The sequence below is a fragment of the Edaphobacter sp. FHG110511_03 genome (assembly GCF_059115365.1).
The window spans coordinates 191,801-206,814 of the sequence record NZ_JBZYWL010000005.1; the positions used below are offsets into that span (position 1 = coordinate 191,801).

Here is a 15,014-nt window from a genome sequence, read left to right on the forward strand (position 1 = left end):
TTCGTTCCATGGACAAAGTGCCTCTTAGACAGCGGCGCAACGGTATCTGGGAGTCGCCTTCTCGAAAGCAACGAACAGCTGACGAGAAGCGCATCTCTCTTTACTCGTCTTGAGATCAATTCGATCTGTTTTTGAATTCCGACGAAGGGCTCAGAGGCGAGGTCGTTTTCGCTGCAGTTGGTTGAAAATCGGCCTCACCCATCTGCCATAGAAGAAAGGTCCAGTAGTCGGTCCACTCCTCGAATACCTGCTTTCTCGTACTATCCATTCCATGTCCGGCATCATAATCGACACGAAAGAGGATAGGCTTGGCGCCTCCGTTTGCTGCCTGCAGCCTTGCCGCCATCTTTGCAGGTTGCCATGGGTCGACGCGCGGATCGTTAATACCAGTCGTTAGCAGAACCGCTGGATAGTGCACACCGTCTTTCACATGGACATACGGACTCATCGCATAGAGACCACGAAAACCGTCACTCGTCTTGACCGATCCATATTCCGAAATGTTATTCGGGCCATTTGCAGTCAGTTCGCCGCGGAGCGTGTCCGACATAGCAACCATGTCTAACACGGCAGCAAACAAATCAGGTCGCTCAGTAAGAGCCATGCCCGCCAAAATGCCTCCCGCGCTTCCGCCTCCAAGGGCCAGCTTTTCGGAAGAAGTGTATCTCTGTGCGATCAGGTACTCAGCGCAGGCTATCGCATCATTCCATGTGTTGGGCTTGGTCAACATCATTCCTGCCTTGTGCCATTCCTCTCCCAATTCGCCACCGCCACGCACATGGGCAACCGCGTAGATCCCTCCATGATCGAACCACGGCAACAGCATCGGACTGAAATAAGGCGGGTACGAGATGCCATATGCCCCATAACCCGAGAGGAACGTAGGATTCTTACCGTCTTGAACCATGCCCTGCTTATAGATGAGTGAGAGCGGGATCATGGTTCCGTCTGCTGCGCGGACTTCAACATCTTTCGCAACCAGCCCGGCAACATCGGTGTAGGGACCAGGTGGGACAAGGTCGGTCCTGGTAAAGGCAGACGAACCTGCCATGACCCGGTAGTAGTTTGATCCATGAGTCCATCCGCCCATAGATACATAGGCTCCTGGCTCGCGTATATCACTTGTCGCATCGATGATCGCGGCTGGCCATGGTGCTGAAATCCGTACCGCTTTAGAGCTAGTTCCATAGGGAATACGAACAAGTGCTGCCGAAGCACCATCGAAGACCTTCACATAGAGAGAGTCTTTAGCTGGCAGGAGGGCATTCAGACCAGGGAGGTCAGCCCCCGTAACTACGTCCTTACCCGGGGGAAGAAGTACCCTTGCCTCACTGAGCACGGGATGAGTGGCGTTTACTTCCAGCACCTGAAACCGGGGAGCATTCTTGGCTGAGACGAGATAGACGACATCTCCCGCAGGCAACGCATCCCAGACATCATCCACAAGGTCCGCTACGCGCTGCCATGCTCCCGGAACTCCATTGTTTTGGATTGGCGCAACATAAACTTGAGCCGCACCGCCGTTCGTAGTAACAACCTGCGCCACTGTATAGTGGCTCGTCGGAGCCGTGATCAGCACTGGCGTCAACAACGGATCGATCTGGATCTGTGCGTTCACACCCTGGCCAAACACATCGCTATCCTGCGCAGGGTCTTTACCAATCCAATGCAGATAGACATGCGCTTTCTGATAGAGCTCCGTTGCCGGCGCATCGGCAGCCAGCTTCTGCAAACGGGTGTAATAGAAAGCATCCTGGCCAGGCAGCCACGCAACGCTTGGAGGGTCGCCAGCGATACGATCGATACCCGGGCCTGTCTCTCGCATCGTTGCCACTTCGTAAACATGGATTGTCGCCATCTCTGAGCCTCCCTGCGAGAGAGCGACAGCAATATATTTTCCATCCCATGAAGGCGTCACATAACTGATCCCCACGTGCGCTTTGTCGGTCCCTAACTTTCCCGGGTCAAGAAGCATGCGCTCGGCGCCACTGATGCCTCGCCGTACGTAGAGCTTTGGAAGATTGTCGGTCGGCAAAATCTTCTGGTAGAACAAAAAGCCATTGACCGTCGCAAGCTTCGTTACCTTGGCCACTGGAGCCGTTCCATATTTTGTGACGTCCGCCAACATCTTCTTTCGGCCAGGAATGGAATCCAACACAGCCCTTGCATAATCTGCCTGTTCCTGGAGCCATTGTTGTACCTCGCGACTCTTCAAATCTTCCATGTACTGGTAGGGATCCGTAACCTTCTGGCCAAAGTATTCATTGACCACTGGTCTCACAGGCGCCACCGGGGGCTTTTCTGACTGTGAATAAGCGGAAACGCCGAGAAACAGAGGAAGACAGGCAAAGGCAGATTGCAAGAATACTTTCAGCATGGTTTGCCTCCATGGACAAAAACAACGCGCTTAATTGCAAAAAACCCTGAGCCCGGAAAAGGCACCGACATGATCCCCCGATCCGTATCGATAAGATCGGCGCAGCAGAAAAATGCCGCAGGCATCTTCGTTGCGGATCTTCAGGCATGCTATGAATTGTGGAAAGTCGAGGAGCCGGGTTCAACACGGGGCCGTTGGAGAAGTACGGCAAGACATGCTGCTGCATCCGCGATCCTGAAAGGTATCTTATCGAGGTCGGACAGAGCAAGCCTGAATTCAGGTGCGGTTGACGCTCGGCCTTCTCGGCTCATACCGCATCGCCACTGCCCCCGAGCTGAGCTCCATCCGGCTCACCAGCTTCAGTTCGACATGCTTCGATAGCCCCGCGAACAACGTCGGCCCGTGGCCTGCCACCCTGGGATGCACTACGAACTCATACTCATCGATCAATCCCAGCTCCGCCAACGCCAGTGGAAGCTTTACGCCTCCCACAAACAGCCCCTTACCCAGTTCCCGCTTGAGCTCCTCAACGGCCTTTCCCAAATCTCCGCGCACGAGCTCCGCGTTCCAGTCGACCCGGTCCAGGGTGCTCGATACGACGTACTTCTTTGCCGCGTCGATCGTTCGGGCGAAGGGTTCCATCCATTCAGGCCTCGCTCCCGTCCCCGCCGGCGGCCGAAACGCTTCCTCCATCATCTCGTAGGTCACGCGGCCAAAAAGTAGCGCATCGGCCTGGTCGAGGTTCTCGACTGCGTGACGATGCAACTCTTCGTCCGCAGGAATTGCACGATGATCGCAGCACCCGTCCAATGTGACGTTGATGGAATACCGAAGGGGTCGCATAACGTGAGCAGGAGGAATCGTTTTGACCATTCCGTCGTCCGCCAATATACACTCGTGCGCCGTCTGGGCACGTCGAGGAAGAGCGGTCCCCGAAGGTGAGCACTACGAGGCCGGCTTCATCCCATCGATTTGAAAGGGGTTTCGAAGAGGCTTGTCGTTCTTATAACTCAGCGTCACAATTTTGAGTTCTAAGAAAGTACCCCGGACAACTCATGTCAACCCCTGAAACCATCTATCTTTATCAAAACAAACCACATCTCCACTGCCGATTCACCCCATCGCTTCCGATACACTAGAGATAGAGGAAACGCTTGGCTGTTGAACCTCCGCAGCGAAACAACTCCTTTTGTTAGAATATTTTGCCGGAACAGGACACGAAATATGGGACTTTTCGCCCGACGCACCACTGAAGTCCGGACCTAAGTTGCTTCTTTCGAAGATTTTGCACAAAATTACTACGGGGATGGGGCCCCACGCCGAAGCGTTTATGCTCATCGACTCCCACGCACATCTCGACTTCTACACCACGCACCCCACCGACCGCGACGAGGTCCTCGGCCGCGCCTGGGAGGCAGGCGTAAAGACCATTCTCGCCATCGGTATCGGTGAGGACCCATCCCAGATGCACCTCGCGCTTGATCTGGCCACCAGCGTCACCGGCGACCATCAGCCGCAGATCTACGCCAGCGCCGGAATCCACCCCGAACAGGCCCACAACGCCACCGCGGCGGCCCTCGCCGAGCTCGGCCGCCTCGCCTCCCACTCCCACTGCGTCGCCGTCGGGGAGATCGGCCTCGACTACTACCACCTCGAAAACCCCGATATCCCCATCCAGCAACAGGCCTTCCACGCTCAGATGAAGATCGCCGCCGAGGTCCGCAAGCCCATCATCATCCACTGCCGCACCTCCGAGCTGGCCACCCCGAAAGCCAAAGAAAAATATGGCTCCGCGGACGCCTGGGCCGACACCCTCACGCTCATCACCGAGCACTTCCAGCCCTCCGGGCTGCCCGGAATCATGCACTGCTTCTCCGGCAACGTAGAAGACGCCCGCCGCTCGCTCGACCTCGGCTTCTACCTCTCCTTCGCCGGAAATCTCACCTACCCGAAGGCCCAGGGAATCCGCGAGGCCGCCGCCTTCGCCCCCGCCGACCGCATCCTGGTCGAAACCGACGCGCCCTTTCTCGCTCCCATTCCCCTTCGCGGCCAGCGCAACGAGCCTGCCTATGTCGCCCATACCGCGGCAGCCCTCGCCGAGTTGCGCGGCATCTCAACGGAAGAACTGGCGAAGATCACCACGGAAAACTTCCATCGCCTCTTCCCTTCAACTTGCGAACCCCGGCAGTCCTGACATAATAGAACCCGACCAAACTAGAGAAGGAAAAACATATGGCATCGGATAACAGCTTCGACGTAGTCAGCAAAGTAGAGATTCAGGAAGTCAAGAACGCGATCGATCAGGCCTCGAAAGAGGTAGGCGCGCGCTTCGACCTGAAAGACTCCAAATCCAAAATCGAGCTCGAGGGCACCGAGACCATCCAGCTCGCCTCGCAGGATGAGTACAAGCTCGAGGCCGTCAAGGAGATCCTCTCCCAGAAGCTCGTCAAGCGCGGCATCTCGCTCAAAAACCTCGAGTACGAGAAGCTTGAGCCTGCTGCGAACTCTTCGGTCCGGCAGAAGATCAAGCTCAAACAGGGCATTGCCTCCGAGAATGCCAAGAAGATCGTCGCCGCGATCAAGGACTCCAAGCTCAAGGCCCAGGCCAGCATCCAGGGAGATACCGTCCGCGTCGTCTCCAAAGACCGCGATATCCTCCAGCAGATCATGAATAAGCTCCGCACCGGCGACTACGGCGTCGAGCTCCAGTTCACCAACTACCGCTCCAACTAGAAGGCGCCCTATGGTGTCATCCTGAGCGGAGCGACCAACGGGAGCGTAGTCGAAGGACCTGCGGTCTCATCCGAAAAGCGAGGAACCCCATACTCGTCACCGCCCGTCCGGCTCGAAAATCTTCCGTGCGATTTTCGAGCCGGTCAGACCGTTCGATAAACATCCTGTTACTCTGATTCCAGAGTGAGTACCCTCTCCATCGCGACCGCCGCCGAAGTCTTCGATCTTCTACGCGAAGACCTCGCCGCCATCGAGCAGGAGTTTTCCCGGCAATCCGCCTCGAACGTCGCCGTCATCACCGACATCGCCCAGTACCTCATCGCAGGCGGAGGCAAACGCATCCGTCCGCTGCTCCTGCTGCTCGCTGCCAAATCGCTCGGCTCGACCGGTCACAGCCGCATCCGCCTCGGCGCCGTCGTCGAGATGCTTCACACCGCGACCCTGGTCCACGACGACATCATCGACGAGGCCGATACCCGCCGCGGCCGTCCCTCCTCGAACACCACCTGGGGCAACTCCAAGTGCGTTCTCGCCGGGGACTGGCTCTACATGCAGGCCTTTTCCGCCGCGCTCGAGGAACGCAGCTTCCACGTCCTCGATCTGCTCATCTCGCTCACCCAGCAGATGGTCGAAGGCGAACTGCTCCAGATCGAGAAGCTCGGCCACCTCATCAACGAGGAAGAGTACTTCGACCTCATCTACCGCAAGACCGCCTGCCTCTTCAAAGTCTCCATGCAGCTCGGCGCGGCCATCACGCCCCACAACTTTGGCGACGCTGCTGTGATTGAGTCGCAGCTCGGCGAGTATGGCCGCAATCTCGGCCTGGCCTTCCAGATCGTCGACGACGTGCTCGACCTGACCGCCGCCGAAGACGTCCTCGGCAAACCCGTCGCCAGCGATCTTCGCGAGGGCAAGGCAACGCTCGCCGTCATCCATGCCCTGGAGCGCGGAACCGGAGCCGACAGAGAAGCCATCCGCACCGTCCTCGCCGACCGCAGTTTCGCCCACGTGTCCCATCCGCAGATCCTCGAGATCCTCCACCGGCACGGCTCTATCGAGTACGCGATGGACACGGCCTGCGCCTACGCCGAGGCCGCCCGGCAGTCCATCGCCGACCTCCCGCCCTCGGACGCGAAGCGAGCCCTGCTCTGGGTTCCCGGATTCGTCACCAGCCGCGACCGCTAAACCTGAAGATCTGGGTAGAATAGGCGCATGACGCGCGGGCTTCTCATGACCGCCCTGTTTTTTGCGACCACAGGAATTCTCTGCGCGCAGAACAGCCCACCTGACACAATTCAGAGTACGACGCGACTGGTCGTCGTCCCGACGCTGGTCCAGACGCCCGCCAACGAAGTCGTGTACTCGCTTCACGCCGAAGACTTCCTGCTCACCGACAAAGGTGTTCCCCAAAAGATCAGGATCGACGACGAAGCCCATCAACCGCTCTCGCTGGTTGTGCTGATGCAGACCGGAGGCGCAGCAGTCCACGAGTTCGAGAAGTATCGCAACCTCGAGACCATGCTGGCCCCGATTCTCGGAGAAGCACCCAACCAGGTCTCCATCGTCAACTTCGACAGCCGGCCTGAAACTGCTTCCCCCTTCACGTCCGACATCGCGCAGTGGACTGACGCCATCAACCATCCCGATTCGGGCGACAGCGGAGCCGCCATCATGGACGGCCTGAAATTTTCATTGGATCTGCTTGCCAAACAACCGCCGGCAAACCGCCGCGCGATTCTGCTGATCTCTCAACCGACAGATGTAGGAAGCAAGACAACGGCGAAGGAGATTCTACGCATCTCGGGCGAGACCAATACTGCAATCTACACCCTCACCTTTTCCCCGCAGATGACCCAGTTAAAGGACTCCCTCAACGAGGTCCACTCCAATCCGCCGATCCACCTCGGCAACGGAGACTATGTTGCTTACTTCAACCTGAGCCAGCCACTGGGGATTGTCCTCGCAGCGATGCGAAAGAATGTTGCCGCCGAGATGGCTTCGCTTTCGGGAGGCGAGGCAGCCGCCTTTGAAAATCAACATCAGCTCGACGATGGATTAGCAACGCTGAACAGCCACATACGCAACCGCTACACGCTCAGCTTTACTCCGACGTCGGCAGAGCCTGGGCTGCATCCGATTCAGGTGCGACTTCCGAGTCATCCTGAACTGGTCGTGTCAGCCAGAACCAACTATTGGCTAAGCGATCCTGGCAGCGCTCCGCCAAAGCAGTAGGAACTATTCGTCTTCTTCCAGCTCTTCAGATCCCTCGGTCTCCGTCTCTACCGCAAGATCGCGCGCCTTCAATTTGCCGCCACCCTGCTCCATCAATACCTGGATTCTGCCTTCCGCGGCCTCCAGCTCCTGCTTGCAGCTCTCCGAAAGCTTCATACCTTCTTCAAACAGGCGCACAGACTCTTCGAGCGACAGATCGCCTTCCTCCAATCGCTCGACGACTGCCTCCAGGTCTGTCAGCTTGCGCTCGAAGTCCGCCATCTACACACCCACGCCTTCTCTGAGCCCCAGCACCTGCGCCGCCGCCACATACTTGTCTTTCCCGAACGGTGCACTGACCTGCACACCCTGCACCATCGGTCTTGCCTCGGCCAGCATCTCCTGGGCAATGAGAACCCCCTCTGCGCGTGCAGCTTCTGGAGAGCTTGCCTGAGCCATCCGCGTCATCACCCCATCGGGCACAGCGAGGCGCAGATCGTTCTTCATGAACTCAGCATTCCGCAGGCTCGTCAAAGGCCAAATCCCCGCAATCACCGGAATCCGAAAACCTTCGATGCGCCGCAGAAATTCTTCCAGCACGCGCAGGTCAAAGACGGGCTGCGTAATCGCAAACTCCGCACCAGCCTCCACCTTGTAGGCAAAGCGACGCACTTCCTGATCGATATCCGGAACTCCCGGATTCGCCGCCACCGAGATCGTAAAGCCCGTCGATTCTCCGATGGAGTTTTTACCGATATCCAGCCCGCAGTTCAGATTGCGCACGATGTTTACGAGACCGATCGCGTCAACGTCGAAGACCGCCGTCGCATCCGGGTAGTTCCCCAGCTTGGGCGGATCGCCTGTGAGACACAGAATATTTTTGAGGCCGATGGAAGAGGCTCCCAGCAGATCGCTCTGGATGCTCAATACATTGCGATCGCGGCAGGTGTAGTGAAGGATCGTCTCGATTCCGACGTGCTGCTGAATCTGGACACAGAGACTCTGCGCGCTCATTCGTGCGCTCGCTCGAGGAGAATCCGGCACGTTGATCGCATCGACGCCAAGTTGATGCAGCTGCGCTGCACCGTTGATCTCCTTCGAGCAGTCAATTCCCTTCGGTGGAACGATCTCCACCATCGAGACAAATTCGCCCGCGGCAATCATCGATCCAATCTTCGAACGCTGGGCCAGCGGCGGAGGAGCTACTTTCGGGGCGGATGGAGACTCGATTCGGTTCTCCATCACCTGTGCGCCCGTATCCATCGCATCCATCGCCCGCAACGCACTCCGCATCGCGCGAGTGTAGCTCGGGGTCGTTCCACAACAGCCTCCCACCAGCGACGCTCCAGCCTTTACCAGCTTGCGGGTAAAGCTCGCCATATACTCCGGCGAAGTAAGGTAAATCGTCCGTCCCTCGACCGCGCGGGGAATTCCGGCGTTCGGCATCGCTGCCAGCGGAAGATTCGTAAGCGGGCGCATCCGCTCGATCACGCTCAGTACCGTCGCCGGTCCAGCGCTGCAGTTGCAGCCGATTGCATCAGCTCCCGTTGCTTCGAGCCTGCGCACAGCGATCTCCGCCGAAGTTCCGTCGAGACAGTTGCCTTCTTCATCGACCGTGACCATCACGATCACCGGAACGTCAGGAGCAACCGCACGCGCAGCAGCGACAGCCTGTTCCGTCTCGGCCAGCGACGTCATCGTCTCGATCGACAAAAGGTCCACGCCTACGCCCGGCCCACCTTCAGTCAAGGCCGCGATCTGCTCGGAAAATGCCTCTCTTGCCTCATCGAGGCCGACTTTGCCCAAAGGTTCCAGTCTCACGCCGAGAGGACCGATCGCTCCAGCGACAAACGCTTCTGTCGCCTGTTTATCCAGGATTTGCTTGACGGCTTCACGAGCCAACCGCACGCCGGCGAGATTGATCTCGCGAATCTTGTCGTGAAGCCCGAAGTGTTCCAGGCGAAAAATATTGGCTCCGAAGGTATTGGTTTCGATGACCTCGGCGCCGGCCTGAAGATATTCTGTGTGAATTTCCCGCACCAACTCGGGTTGTGACAGGTTCAGCTCGTCATACGACCGGTTGATGAATACGCCACGCGCATAGAGCATCGTGCCCATGGCTCCATCACAAAGCACCGGTGTTCCGTCAAACAATCGTCTCACCGCTGCCGAGCCGCGGCTTACGCCCTCTATCCCCTGTTTCATTCTGGTCTCCGGCCTGCTGCGTCTATCTTAGGCTACGCACTAGCAGCACTCCAAATCTCGCATACCCCTGCCTGACCGGCTTCGCTTTGTTATACTTTGGCGTAGAGTCGTGGCCGTCAATCCACGCTTGGAGCGCAGTTCGGAGTCAGTCACCGTTGAAGAATAGAAGTCCCTTTTCCCATTCGTTCTGCGCCCAGTTGTTCTGCGGCCTCTTTATCGCTTTTGTCACCCTCGGCCTGACGTCTTGCGACAGGCGTTACTACGACTTTCCCCAGTTCAACTTCGCCAACCGGCCGGTTCCGCCCAGCAGGCTCAGTACCCGCGTTATGGTGAGCCTGACCGTCAACGGAAGCCAGGGTGCGTTGCAGATGCTTGACGCTCAGCGGGATATTCGGAACAACATCTTTAATCCCAACTCGACCTTTCCCATCTCAGGCTATTCGTCTGGATATCCGAGGACGATCTTCAACTTTCCTGAGCAGGTGTCTGGTTATGTCTACTCCAGCTCAGATGGAAGCCTCACCCAGATTGACTACAGCAAAGAAGCCGTAGGCACCGCGACCAGCAAGGTGGCGATCAACTCCGACTCCACTGCCGTTCCCCCGGGGTTCAGACATTTCTATGCCGCCTCCTCTACGACAGGTCAGCTCATCGTTATCGATAATACGAACGGGGGGACCTACGCCCTCAATCTTCCGAACGTCTATCGTGTCGCAGTCAATCAGGGTGACTCTGTTGTCCTGGCCATGGTGCGCAACTCGAACACACTTTACCGCCTGCTGCGGTTGAACCAGAACCAGCCCGCGGTACCGGGCTCAATCGATTGCCAGCCCTTCAATGTTCCGGTGTGGTGCGTGGTTCCGGTACCGGACAGCGCGGGTAACCCGAGTCTGGATCGCCCGGTAGGAGCTTACTTCTCACTCGACGGCACAACGGCCTATGTCATTAACTGTGGCCGCGAGTGCGGCGGCAATACTGCCAGCATCACGATGATGCCCCAGGATCCGCTGAGAGTCGATAACTATCCCACCTCCGCACCCTATCCTTCCCCGGTTACCGGAAGCGTTCCGGTGCCTGGAGGCGCAACTGCCGTAGTTGCCGACGGGACTACGCTCTATATCGCCGGACAACAATTGCAACCGGACGGCCTCTTTACGGGATATCTTTCGACGATGGATCTTAGCTCCAACAAAATTACCGGACAGTACTCCATTTCGGACGGCTATCACAGCAAGATGCTCTTCGGAGACAACAACACTCTCTGGATCGGCTCCCAGAGCTGCGCCACAGGTGAGCGCGCAGCCCGAGCTGTAAGCCAGCTCGCAGCGAACCAACCCACCGACCAAAGCGCCAACTACAATTGCCTCACCCGTTTCGACCGCAGTGCTCTCACAGCAACCGTCGTGCCTGCCGTCACGCAGGTTCCCTCTGGAAGTACAACTGCTGCTGTTCCCGTCCCCTACCCTAACGCCAACGAGAACCAGTTCTACTATGGCGATCTCACAGGTCTGTGCTGGGTGCAGGGCTTGAACAAGATGTACACCGCGTACGGTGGGCAGGTTCATGCCTTCAAAACAGCGGATGGCTCAGAGATCAACAACGCCCAGATCACGATTCAGGGAACCGCCCTTGACGTCGCCTTTATGGACGCGGCGACAAATGCGGCAAATTAGTCTTTTGTAAATCTCAACTGAATTACCCTTGTGGGAGATCTTCTACGATCTCCCACAACTCGTTTCTGGCTCAGCCTACAAATCTATGCTCGATATCCTTGCTATTGCCGCGCACCGTGACGACGTAGAACAGACCTGCGGCGGAACGCTGCTCGCCATGAATGCCCGCGGCTGGAAAACCGGCATCCTCGACCTGACGCAGGGCGAATCCGGAACCCGCGGCACTGCCGAGGAGCGCCGCCTCGAGGCCGAAGCCGCTGCACGAATTCTCCAGGTGTCGCATCGCGAGGCACTCGATCTGCCGGATGGCAACGTCGAAAATACGCAGCCGAACCGCATCAAGATCGCTGGAGTCCTGCGCCGGCTTCGCCCTCGCATCGTTATTCTTCCCTACTGGCAAGGACGCCACCCAGATCACTACACAACCGCCACGCTTGGTTATGAGGCTTGCTTCGTCAGCGGTCTCAGCAAGCTTGAGATTCCCGGAAGCACACCCCATCGTCCTTACAAAATTCTCTACGCCTCGCTTTACGCAGACGTACGCCCCTCCTTTGTGGTCGACATCACGCCCCATGTCGAACAGCGACTGCAATCGCTTCTTGCCTATCGCTCGCAATACGCAAATCAGTCTTCCGGCGCTGGTCTCTTCGTTCCTGAAGACGAGATTCGTGAGCGAACTTTCTCAACCGCGCGCCATTACGGCCTGCTCGCGGGAGTCCGTTATGCGGAGCCATTTGTGCAGAAAGAGGTCGGCCTGGTCGAAGACCTCATGTTGCTGCCAGTCCAGTCTCTCTAATTTTGCGTTTCATCTCAGGGAGTTCATCCGGGACCGGAAGATTCCTTCGCCTGTTCGGCCGAAAATTGTTCTTGAAGCATCTCGGGGAAATTCGGCAACGCTGCAATGACCCTGTCCTTCCCCTTGCGCTTGGCCTGGTATAACGCCGCATCGCTGTCGTCCATCAAAGTTTGCCATTGCAGACCCGAGATATCGGATGAGGCCACACCCAGGCTTGCTCGTGTTCGCACCGTCTCTCCACGATAGCGGATGACCAGATCTGAGATCTCTTCCCTCAGCCGTTCGGCGACGTGCATCGCTTCTTCCATGGAACTCTCCGGCAGCAGAACGCAAAACTCATCCCCACCCATACGCGCCACAGAATCGCGCGATCGGATCGTCCCCTGCAACACGCCCGCCACGGACTGCAGAACCACATCGCCACAGCTGTGGCCCTTGGTGTCGTTCACAAATTTCAATCCGTCGAGATCCATCATGATGACGGTCATCGAGTAATTCATTCGCCGGCAGTGCTGAATTTCGCGTAGGGCTGTCCGCTTCAGCGCCCATCGATTCAGCAGCCCGGTCAGATCATCGACCTGAGCTCTCCATAACAGCTCAATTCTCAATCTTGCTGTGGACAACGACATAAAACCAAACGCCGTCGCGGCAGTGGTGACCAGACACGCCATCAGCCATACAGGAGCGGCTCGCGCCATCTCGGCAAGATGCCCGGACCATCTGAGATCGGCGCGCGCCACTGCTCGCACAAAAAAAATAAAGGCATAGCTTCCCAGTACCAGTGCGGTAAGCCAGCCTACGGGTCCCACCTCTTCATCTGAGAAACGGAAGACCAACACCGCGACCAAGGTATGAAGAACTCCCAGCGTTGCGCACAGGGCCGCTCCCGGCAACGGAGACTCAGTCGGAAACACCATGAAATAGATCAGGATGACAGTCAGAACTCCTGTAAGGCCGAACTGTGCAGCTCGCAGAATAGCTTTTCGTTCCAGTAATTCTGCAAAACTCTGATGAAGCAGCAACACTCCCATCATGGCCAGAACACCGCTGATGGCGTCCCCGTATCGCGAAGGCTCCAGGTGCAGCCAGCTTATGCCGGCCACCAGCATAGAGGTGCCCCGGCAGAGGTTCGCGCCCGCAAACCATACGGCCCCGCGCATCCCGCCCACCATTCTGGCGTTGACCAGCATAACGCCCGCGCATAGCGCAAACAGCAGGACATTCGCAAGAACCAGTGTCGTCGTATCCATCGCGCTCGCCAACTCCGGAGATCTTCCGGAACCTTCTCCTGCGCTACACAATACGCAATTCCAAGATCATGACCCGGTTCACCTGTCTGCCGAACTCCACTTTCGCCCAGGCGAATTATGTTTCAAGTGACTGAACGCAGAAGCATATACCTAGAAGCTCATAAATCCAAAGCATCGTTTTTATTTTTGTTCCGGATCAGCCGAAAGTCGCCACCTGACAAACTCGAGCACCTCAGGTGTCACGTAGCCGGGCGACCTCATGGGGAGTACCCGGGCTCCCTCGATCAGCTTCAGAGAGATCCCCTTCCATTCAGGCCTGCCCAACACCCCTTCCGGAACCAGGATCGCATCGGCCCTATCCAGATAAAGCCGCGCTGAATCCTTGAAGTCCTCCACCTCCGGATCCAGAACACTCAGATAGAGATCCGGGCGTAGGAACCGAAGAATGCTGTTGGACTCAATCAACGCGTTTTCGGCAACGGCAAGCTCCTTGCGGATTCGCGGCATGGCCTCCGCCAGATCACCCGTTCTCGTCCTTACCCACAACGACCGCTTCGCTCCGGCCGCCAGGTATCGTGACGAGTCTGTTCCCGAATCTGCATCCTTTTCCACACTTACCGCAACTGTATGCTCGGCGGTCTCACAGTCACACGGCTCCCCATTAGCCGAACACATTCCGTGACCGAACTGCGTCACCTTGAAGGCTGTCCACTGCATCTCTGGCAGGCCTCGGATCAGGCCCTCCATCACGCTTGTCTTGCCTATGTTCCGCGAATGTCCACCGACGACCACAATCGCCATACCGCACCTTCCGCTAGCGTCGTTCCCCACCACCGCGCTTCAATCGCGCGAGGTCACGTAGATATTCCTTTAAGGGCCGGGCCGGGCGCCCCCAGAAGACCTCTCCCTTACCATGCATCTTTTTGCCACTTAGCACCCCGGCGCCTCCTCCAAGGATCACGCCTTCACCCACCGTGGCATGTTCGCCGATCCCAACCTGACCACCCAGTACAGCGCCATCTTCCACGATGCTTGAACCTGAAATTCCCGTCTGCGCTGCAATCACGACATTCTTCCCAATCACACAGTTGTGCCCAATGTGCACCAGGTTGTCGATCTTGGTCCCACAACCGATCCGGGTCTCCCCCAGGGCGCCCCGGTCGATGGTCGTATTCGCCCCTATCTCCACCCGGTCCTCGATCACCAGCCGCCCCTGCTGCGGGAACAGCACGTACTCTCCTGACTCAGGGTCGCGCGCATAACCAAAGCCCGCGGCCCCTAACACTGAGCCTGCCTGCACGATGACCTCATCCCCTAACCGCGCTCCTGGATAGATCGTGACTCGCGCATCGATCCTGCAATCTCTTCCAATCTTCACGCCTTCGCCCAACACCACCCCTGGCCCCACCGAGGTTCCTTGCCCAATCAGGGCACCTTCCCCCACGATGGCAGTAGGGTGCACATCCGTCTCAGCCCTCTTTTTCGTCAGCCTGCGTGCAACCACTGAAAACCCGTGCCGGGCATCGCGGACCCAGACGATTCGCGGATCAGGTGACGCTTCGTCAGCACGCTTCAGCTTCGCATTCGCCAGAATCACTCCAGCGCCCGACGCGATCGCCATTCTCATGGTCACTTCGTCCACAGCGAAGACCGCGGCGTCGCTGCCCGCATCCTCGATCCCAGAGACGCGAGAGATATCCATATCCGGCCACCGGTGGGCCTCCCCTGAGTCTCCCAGCCAGGCCGCAACCTCGTTCACCTTCGCCACG

The 15,014-nt window shown here is 57.8% G+C and carries 13 protein-coding genes; 6 read left to right on the plus strand and 7 right to left on the minus strand.

The features are described 5' to 3' along the window. Positions 1 to 115: 115 nt before the first annotated feature. Positions 116 to 2,377 (minus strand): prolyl oligopeptidase family serine peptidase, encoded by a 2,262-nt coding sequence (locus AC5S26_RS20585; protein ID WP_494186815.1) that lies wholly within the window; start codon positions 2,375 to 2,377, stop codon positions 116 to 118. Between the two features lie 276 nt (positions 2,378 to 2,653). Continuing rightward, positions 2,654 to 3,265, minus strand: a complete 612-nt coding sequence (locus tag AC5S26_RS20590; protein WP_494186816.1) for a dihydrofolate reductase family protein — start codon at positions 3,263 to 3,265, stop codon at positions 2,654 to 2,656. Positions 3,266 to 3,662: 397 nt separating this feature from the next. Here AC5S26_RS20590 and AC5S26_RS20595 point away from each other — a divergent pair, with 397 nt between their 5' ends. From AC5S26_RS20595 to AC5S26_RS20610, 4 genes are all read left to right on the plus strand, one after another. After that, positions 3,663 to 4,571 carry a TatD family hydrolase gene (locus AC5S26_RS20595; protein WP_494186817.1) on the plus strand — a complete coding sequence of 303 codons (909 nt, stop codon included), beginning with the start codon at positions 3,663 to 3,665 and terminating at the stop codon, positions 4,569 to 4,571. Positions 4,572 to 4,609: 38 nt separating this feature from the next. Further along, positions 4,610 to 5,110, plus strand: a complete 501-nt coding sequence (locus AC5S26_RS20600; protein ID WP_494186818.1) for a YajQ family cyclic di-GMP-binding protein — start codon at positions 4,610 to 4,612, stop codon at positions 5,108 to 5,110. Between the two features lie 183 nt (positions 5,111 to 5,293). Continuing rightward, positions 5,294 to 6,295, plus strand: a complete 1,002-nt coding sequence (locus AC5S26_RS20605; RefSeq protein WP_494186819.1) for a polyprenyl synthetase family protein — start codon at positions 5,294 to 5,296, stop codon at positions 6,293 to 6,295. Positions 6,296 to 6,322: 27 nt separating this feature from the next. Next, positions 6,323 to 7,342, plus strand: coding sequence for a VWA domain-containing protein (locus AC5S26_RS20610; protein ID WP_494186820.1), 1,020 nt, complete (start codon positions 6,323 to 6,325; stop codon positions 7,340 to 7,342). 3 nt (positions 7,343 to 7,345) lie between these two features. Here the strand turns inward: AC5S26_RS20610 and xseB are convergent, their stop codons facing one another. Together xseB and AC5S26_RS20620 are read right to left on the minus strand one after the other, a co-directional pair. After that, entirely contained in the window at positions 7,346 to 7,603 is a 258-nt protein-coding gene (xseB, locus tag AC5S26_RS20615; protein WP_494186821.1) for an exodeoxyribonuclease VII small subunit, read from the minus strand. Beyond that, entirely contained in the window at positions 7,604 to 9,526 is a 1,923-nt protein-coding gene (locus tag AC5S26_RS20620) for a bifunctional homocysteine S-methyltransferase/methylenetetrahydrofolate reductase (RefSeq protein ID WP_494186822.1), read from the minus strand. 155 nt (positions 9,527 to 9,681) lie between these two features. Here AC5S26_RS20620 and AC5S26_RS20625 point away from each other — a divergent pair, with 155 nt between their 5' ends. Next, positions 9,682 to 11,199: a hypothetical protein gene (locus tag AC5S26_RS20625; RefSeq protein WP_494186823.1), complete on the plus strand. Its 1,518-nt coding sequence runs from the start codon at positions 9,682 to 9,684 to the stop codon at positions 11,197 to 11,199. An 85-nt stretch (positions 11,200 to 11,284) separates the two neighbouring features. Next, positions 11,285 to 11,995 carry a bacillithiol biosynthesis deacetylase BshB1 gene (bshB1, locus tag AC5S26_RS20630; RefSeq protein WP_494186824.1) on the plus strand — a complete coding sequence of 237 codons (711 nt, stop codon included), beginning with the start codon at positions 11,285 to 11,287 and terminating at the stop codon, positions 11,993 to 11,995. Positions 11,996 to 12,018: 23 nt separating this feature from the next. Here bshB1 and AC5S26_RS20635 read toward each other — a convergent pair whose 3' ends face one another. The 3 genes from AC5S26_RS20635 to lpxD all read right to left on the minus strand — a co-directional run bounded on the left by AC5S26_RS20635 (position 12,019) and on the right by lpxD (position 15,013). After that, positions 12,019 to 13,245 (minus strand): GGDEF domain-containing protein, encoded by a 1,227-nt coding sequence (locus AC5S26_RS20635; RefSeq protein WP_494186825.1) that lies wholly within the window; start codon positions 13,243 to 13,245, stop codon positions 12,019 to 12,021. A 180-nt stretch (positions 13,246 to 13,425) separates the two neighbouring features. Further along, positions 13,426 to 14,046: a hypothetical protein gene (locus tag AC5S26_RS20640; RefSeq protein WP_494186826.1), complete on the minus strand. Its 621-nt coding sequence runs from the start codon at positions 14,044 to 14,046 to the stop codon at positions 13,426 to 13,428. Positions 14,047 to 14,059: 13 nt separating this feature from the next. Next, positions 14,060 to 15,013, minus strand: a complete 954-nt coding sequence (lpxD, locus tag AC5S26_RS20645) for a UDP-3-O-(3-hydroxymyristoyl)glucosamine N-acyltransferase (protein WP_494186827.1) — start codon at positions 15,011 to 15,013, stop codon at positions 14,060 to 14,062. Between the last annotated feature and the right edge of the window lies 1 nt (position 15,014).

Coding starts and splice junctions, on each gene's coding strand:
- AC5S26_RS20585 (WP_494186815.1), bottom strand. CDS start 2,377: ATGCTGAAAGTATTCTTGCAATCTGCCTTTGCCTGTCTTCCTCTGTTT.
- AC5S26_RS20600 (WP_494186818.1), top strand. CDS start 4,610: ATGGCATCGGATAACAGCTTCGACGTAGTCAGCAAAGTAGAGATTCAG.
- AC5S26_RS20610 (WP_494186820.1), top strand. CDS start 6,323: ATGACGCGCGGGCTTCTCATGACCGCCCTGTTTTTTGCGACCACAGGA.
- xseB (WP_494186821.1), bottom strand. CDS start 7,603: ATGGCGGACTTCGAGCGCAAGCTGACAGACCTGGAGGCAGTCGTCGAG.
- AC5S26_RS20620 (WP_494186822.1), bottom strand. CDS start 9,526: ATGAAACAGGGGATAGAGGGCGTAAGCCGCGGCTCGGCAGCGGTGAGA.
- bshB1 (WP_494186824.1), top strand. CDS start 11,285: ATGCTCGATATCCTTGCTATTGCCGCGCACCGTGACGACGTAGAACAG.
- AC5S26_RS20635 (WP_494186825.1), bottom strand. CDS start 13,245: ATGGATACGACGACACTGGTTCTTGCGAATGTCCTGCTGTTTGCGCTA.
- AC5S26_RS20640 (WP_494186826.1), bottom strand. CDS start 14,046: ATGGCGATTGTGGTCGTCGGTGGACATTCGCGGAACATAGGCAAGACA.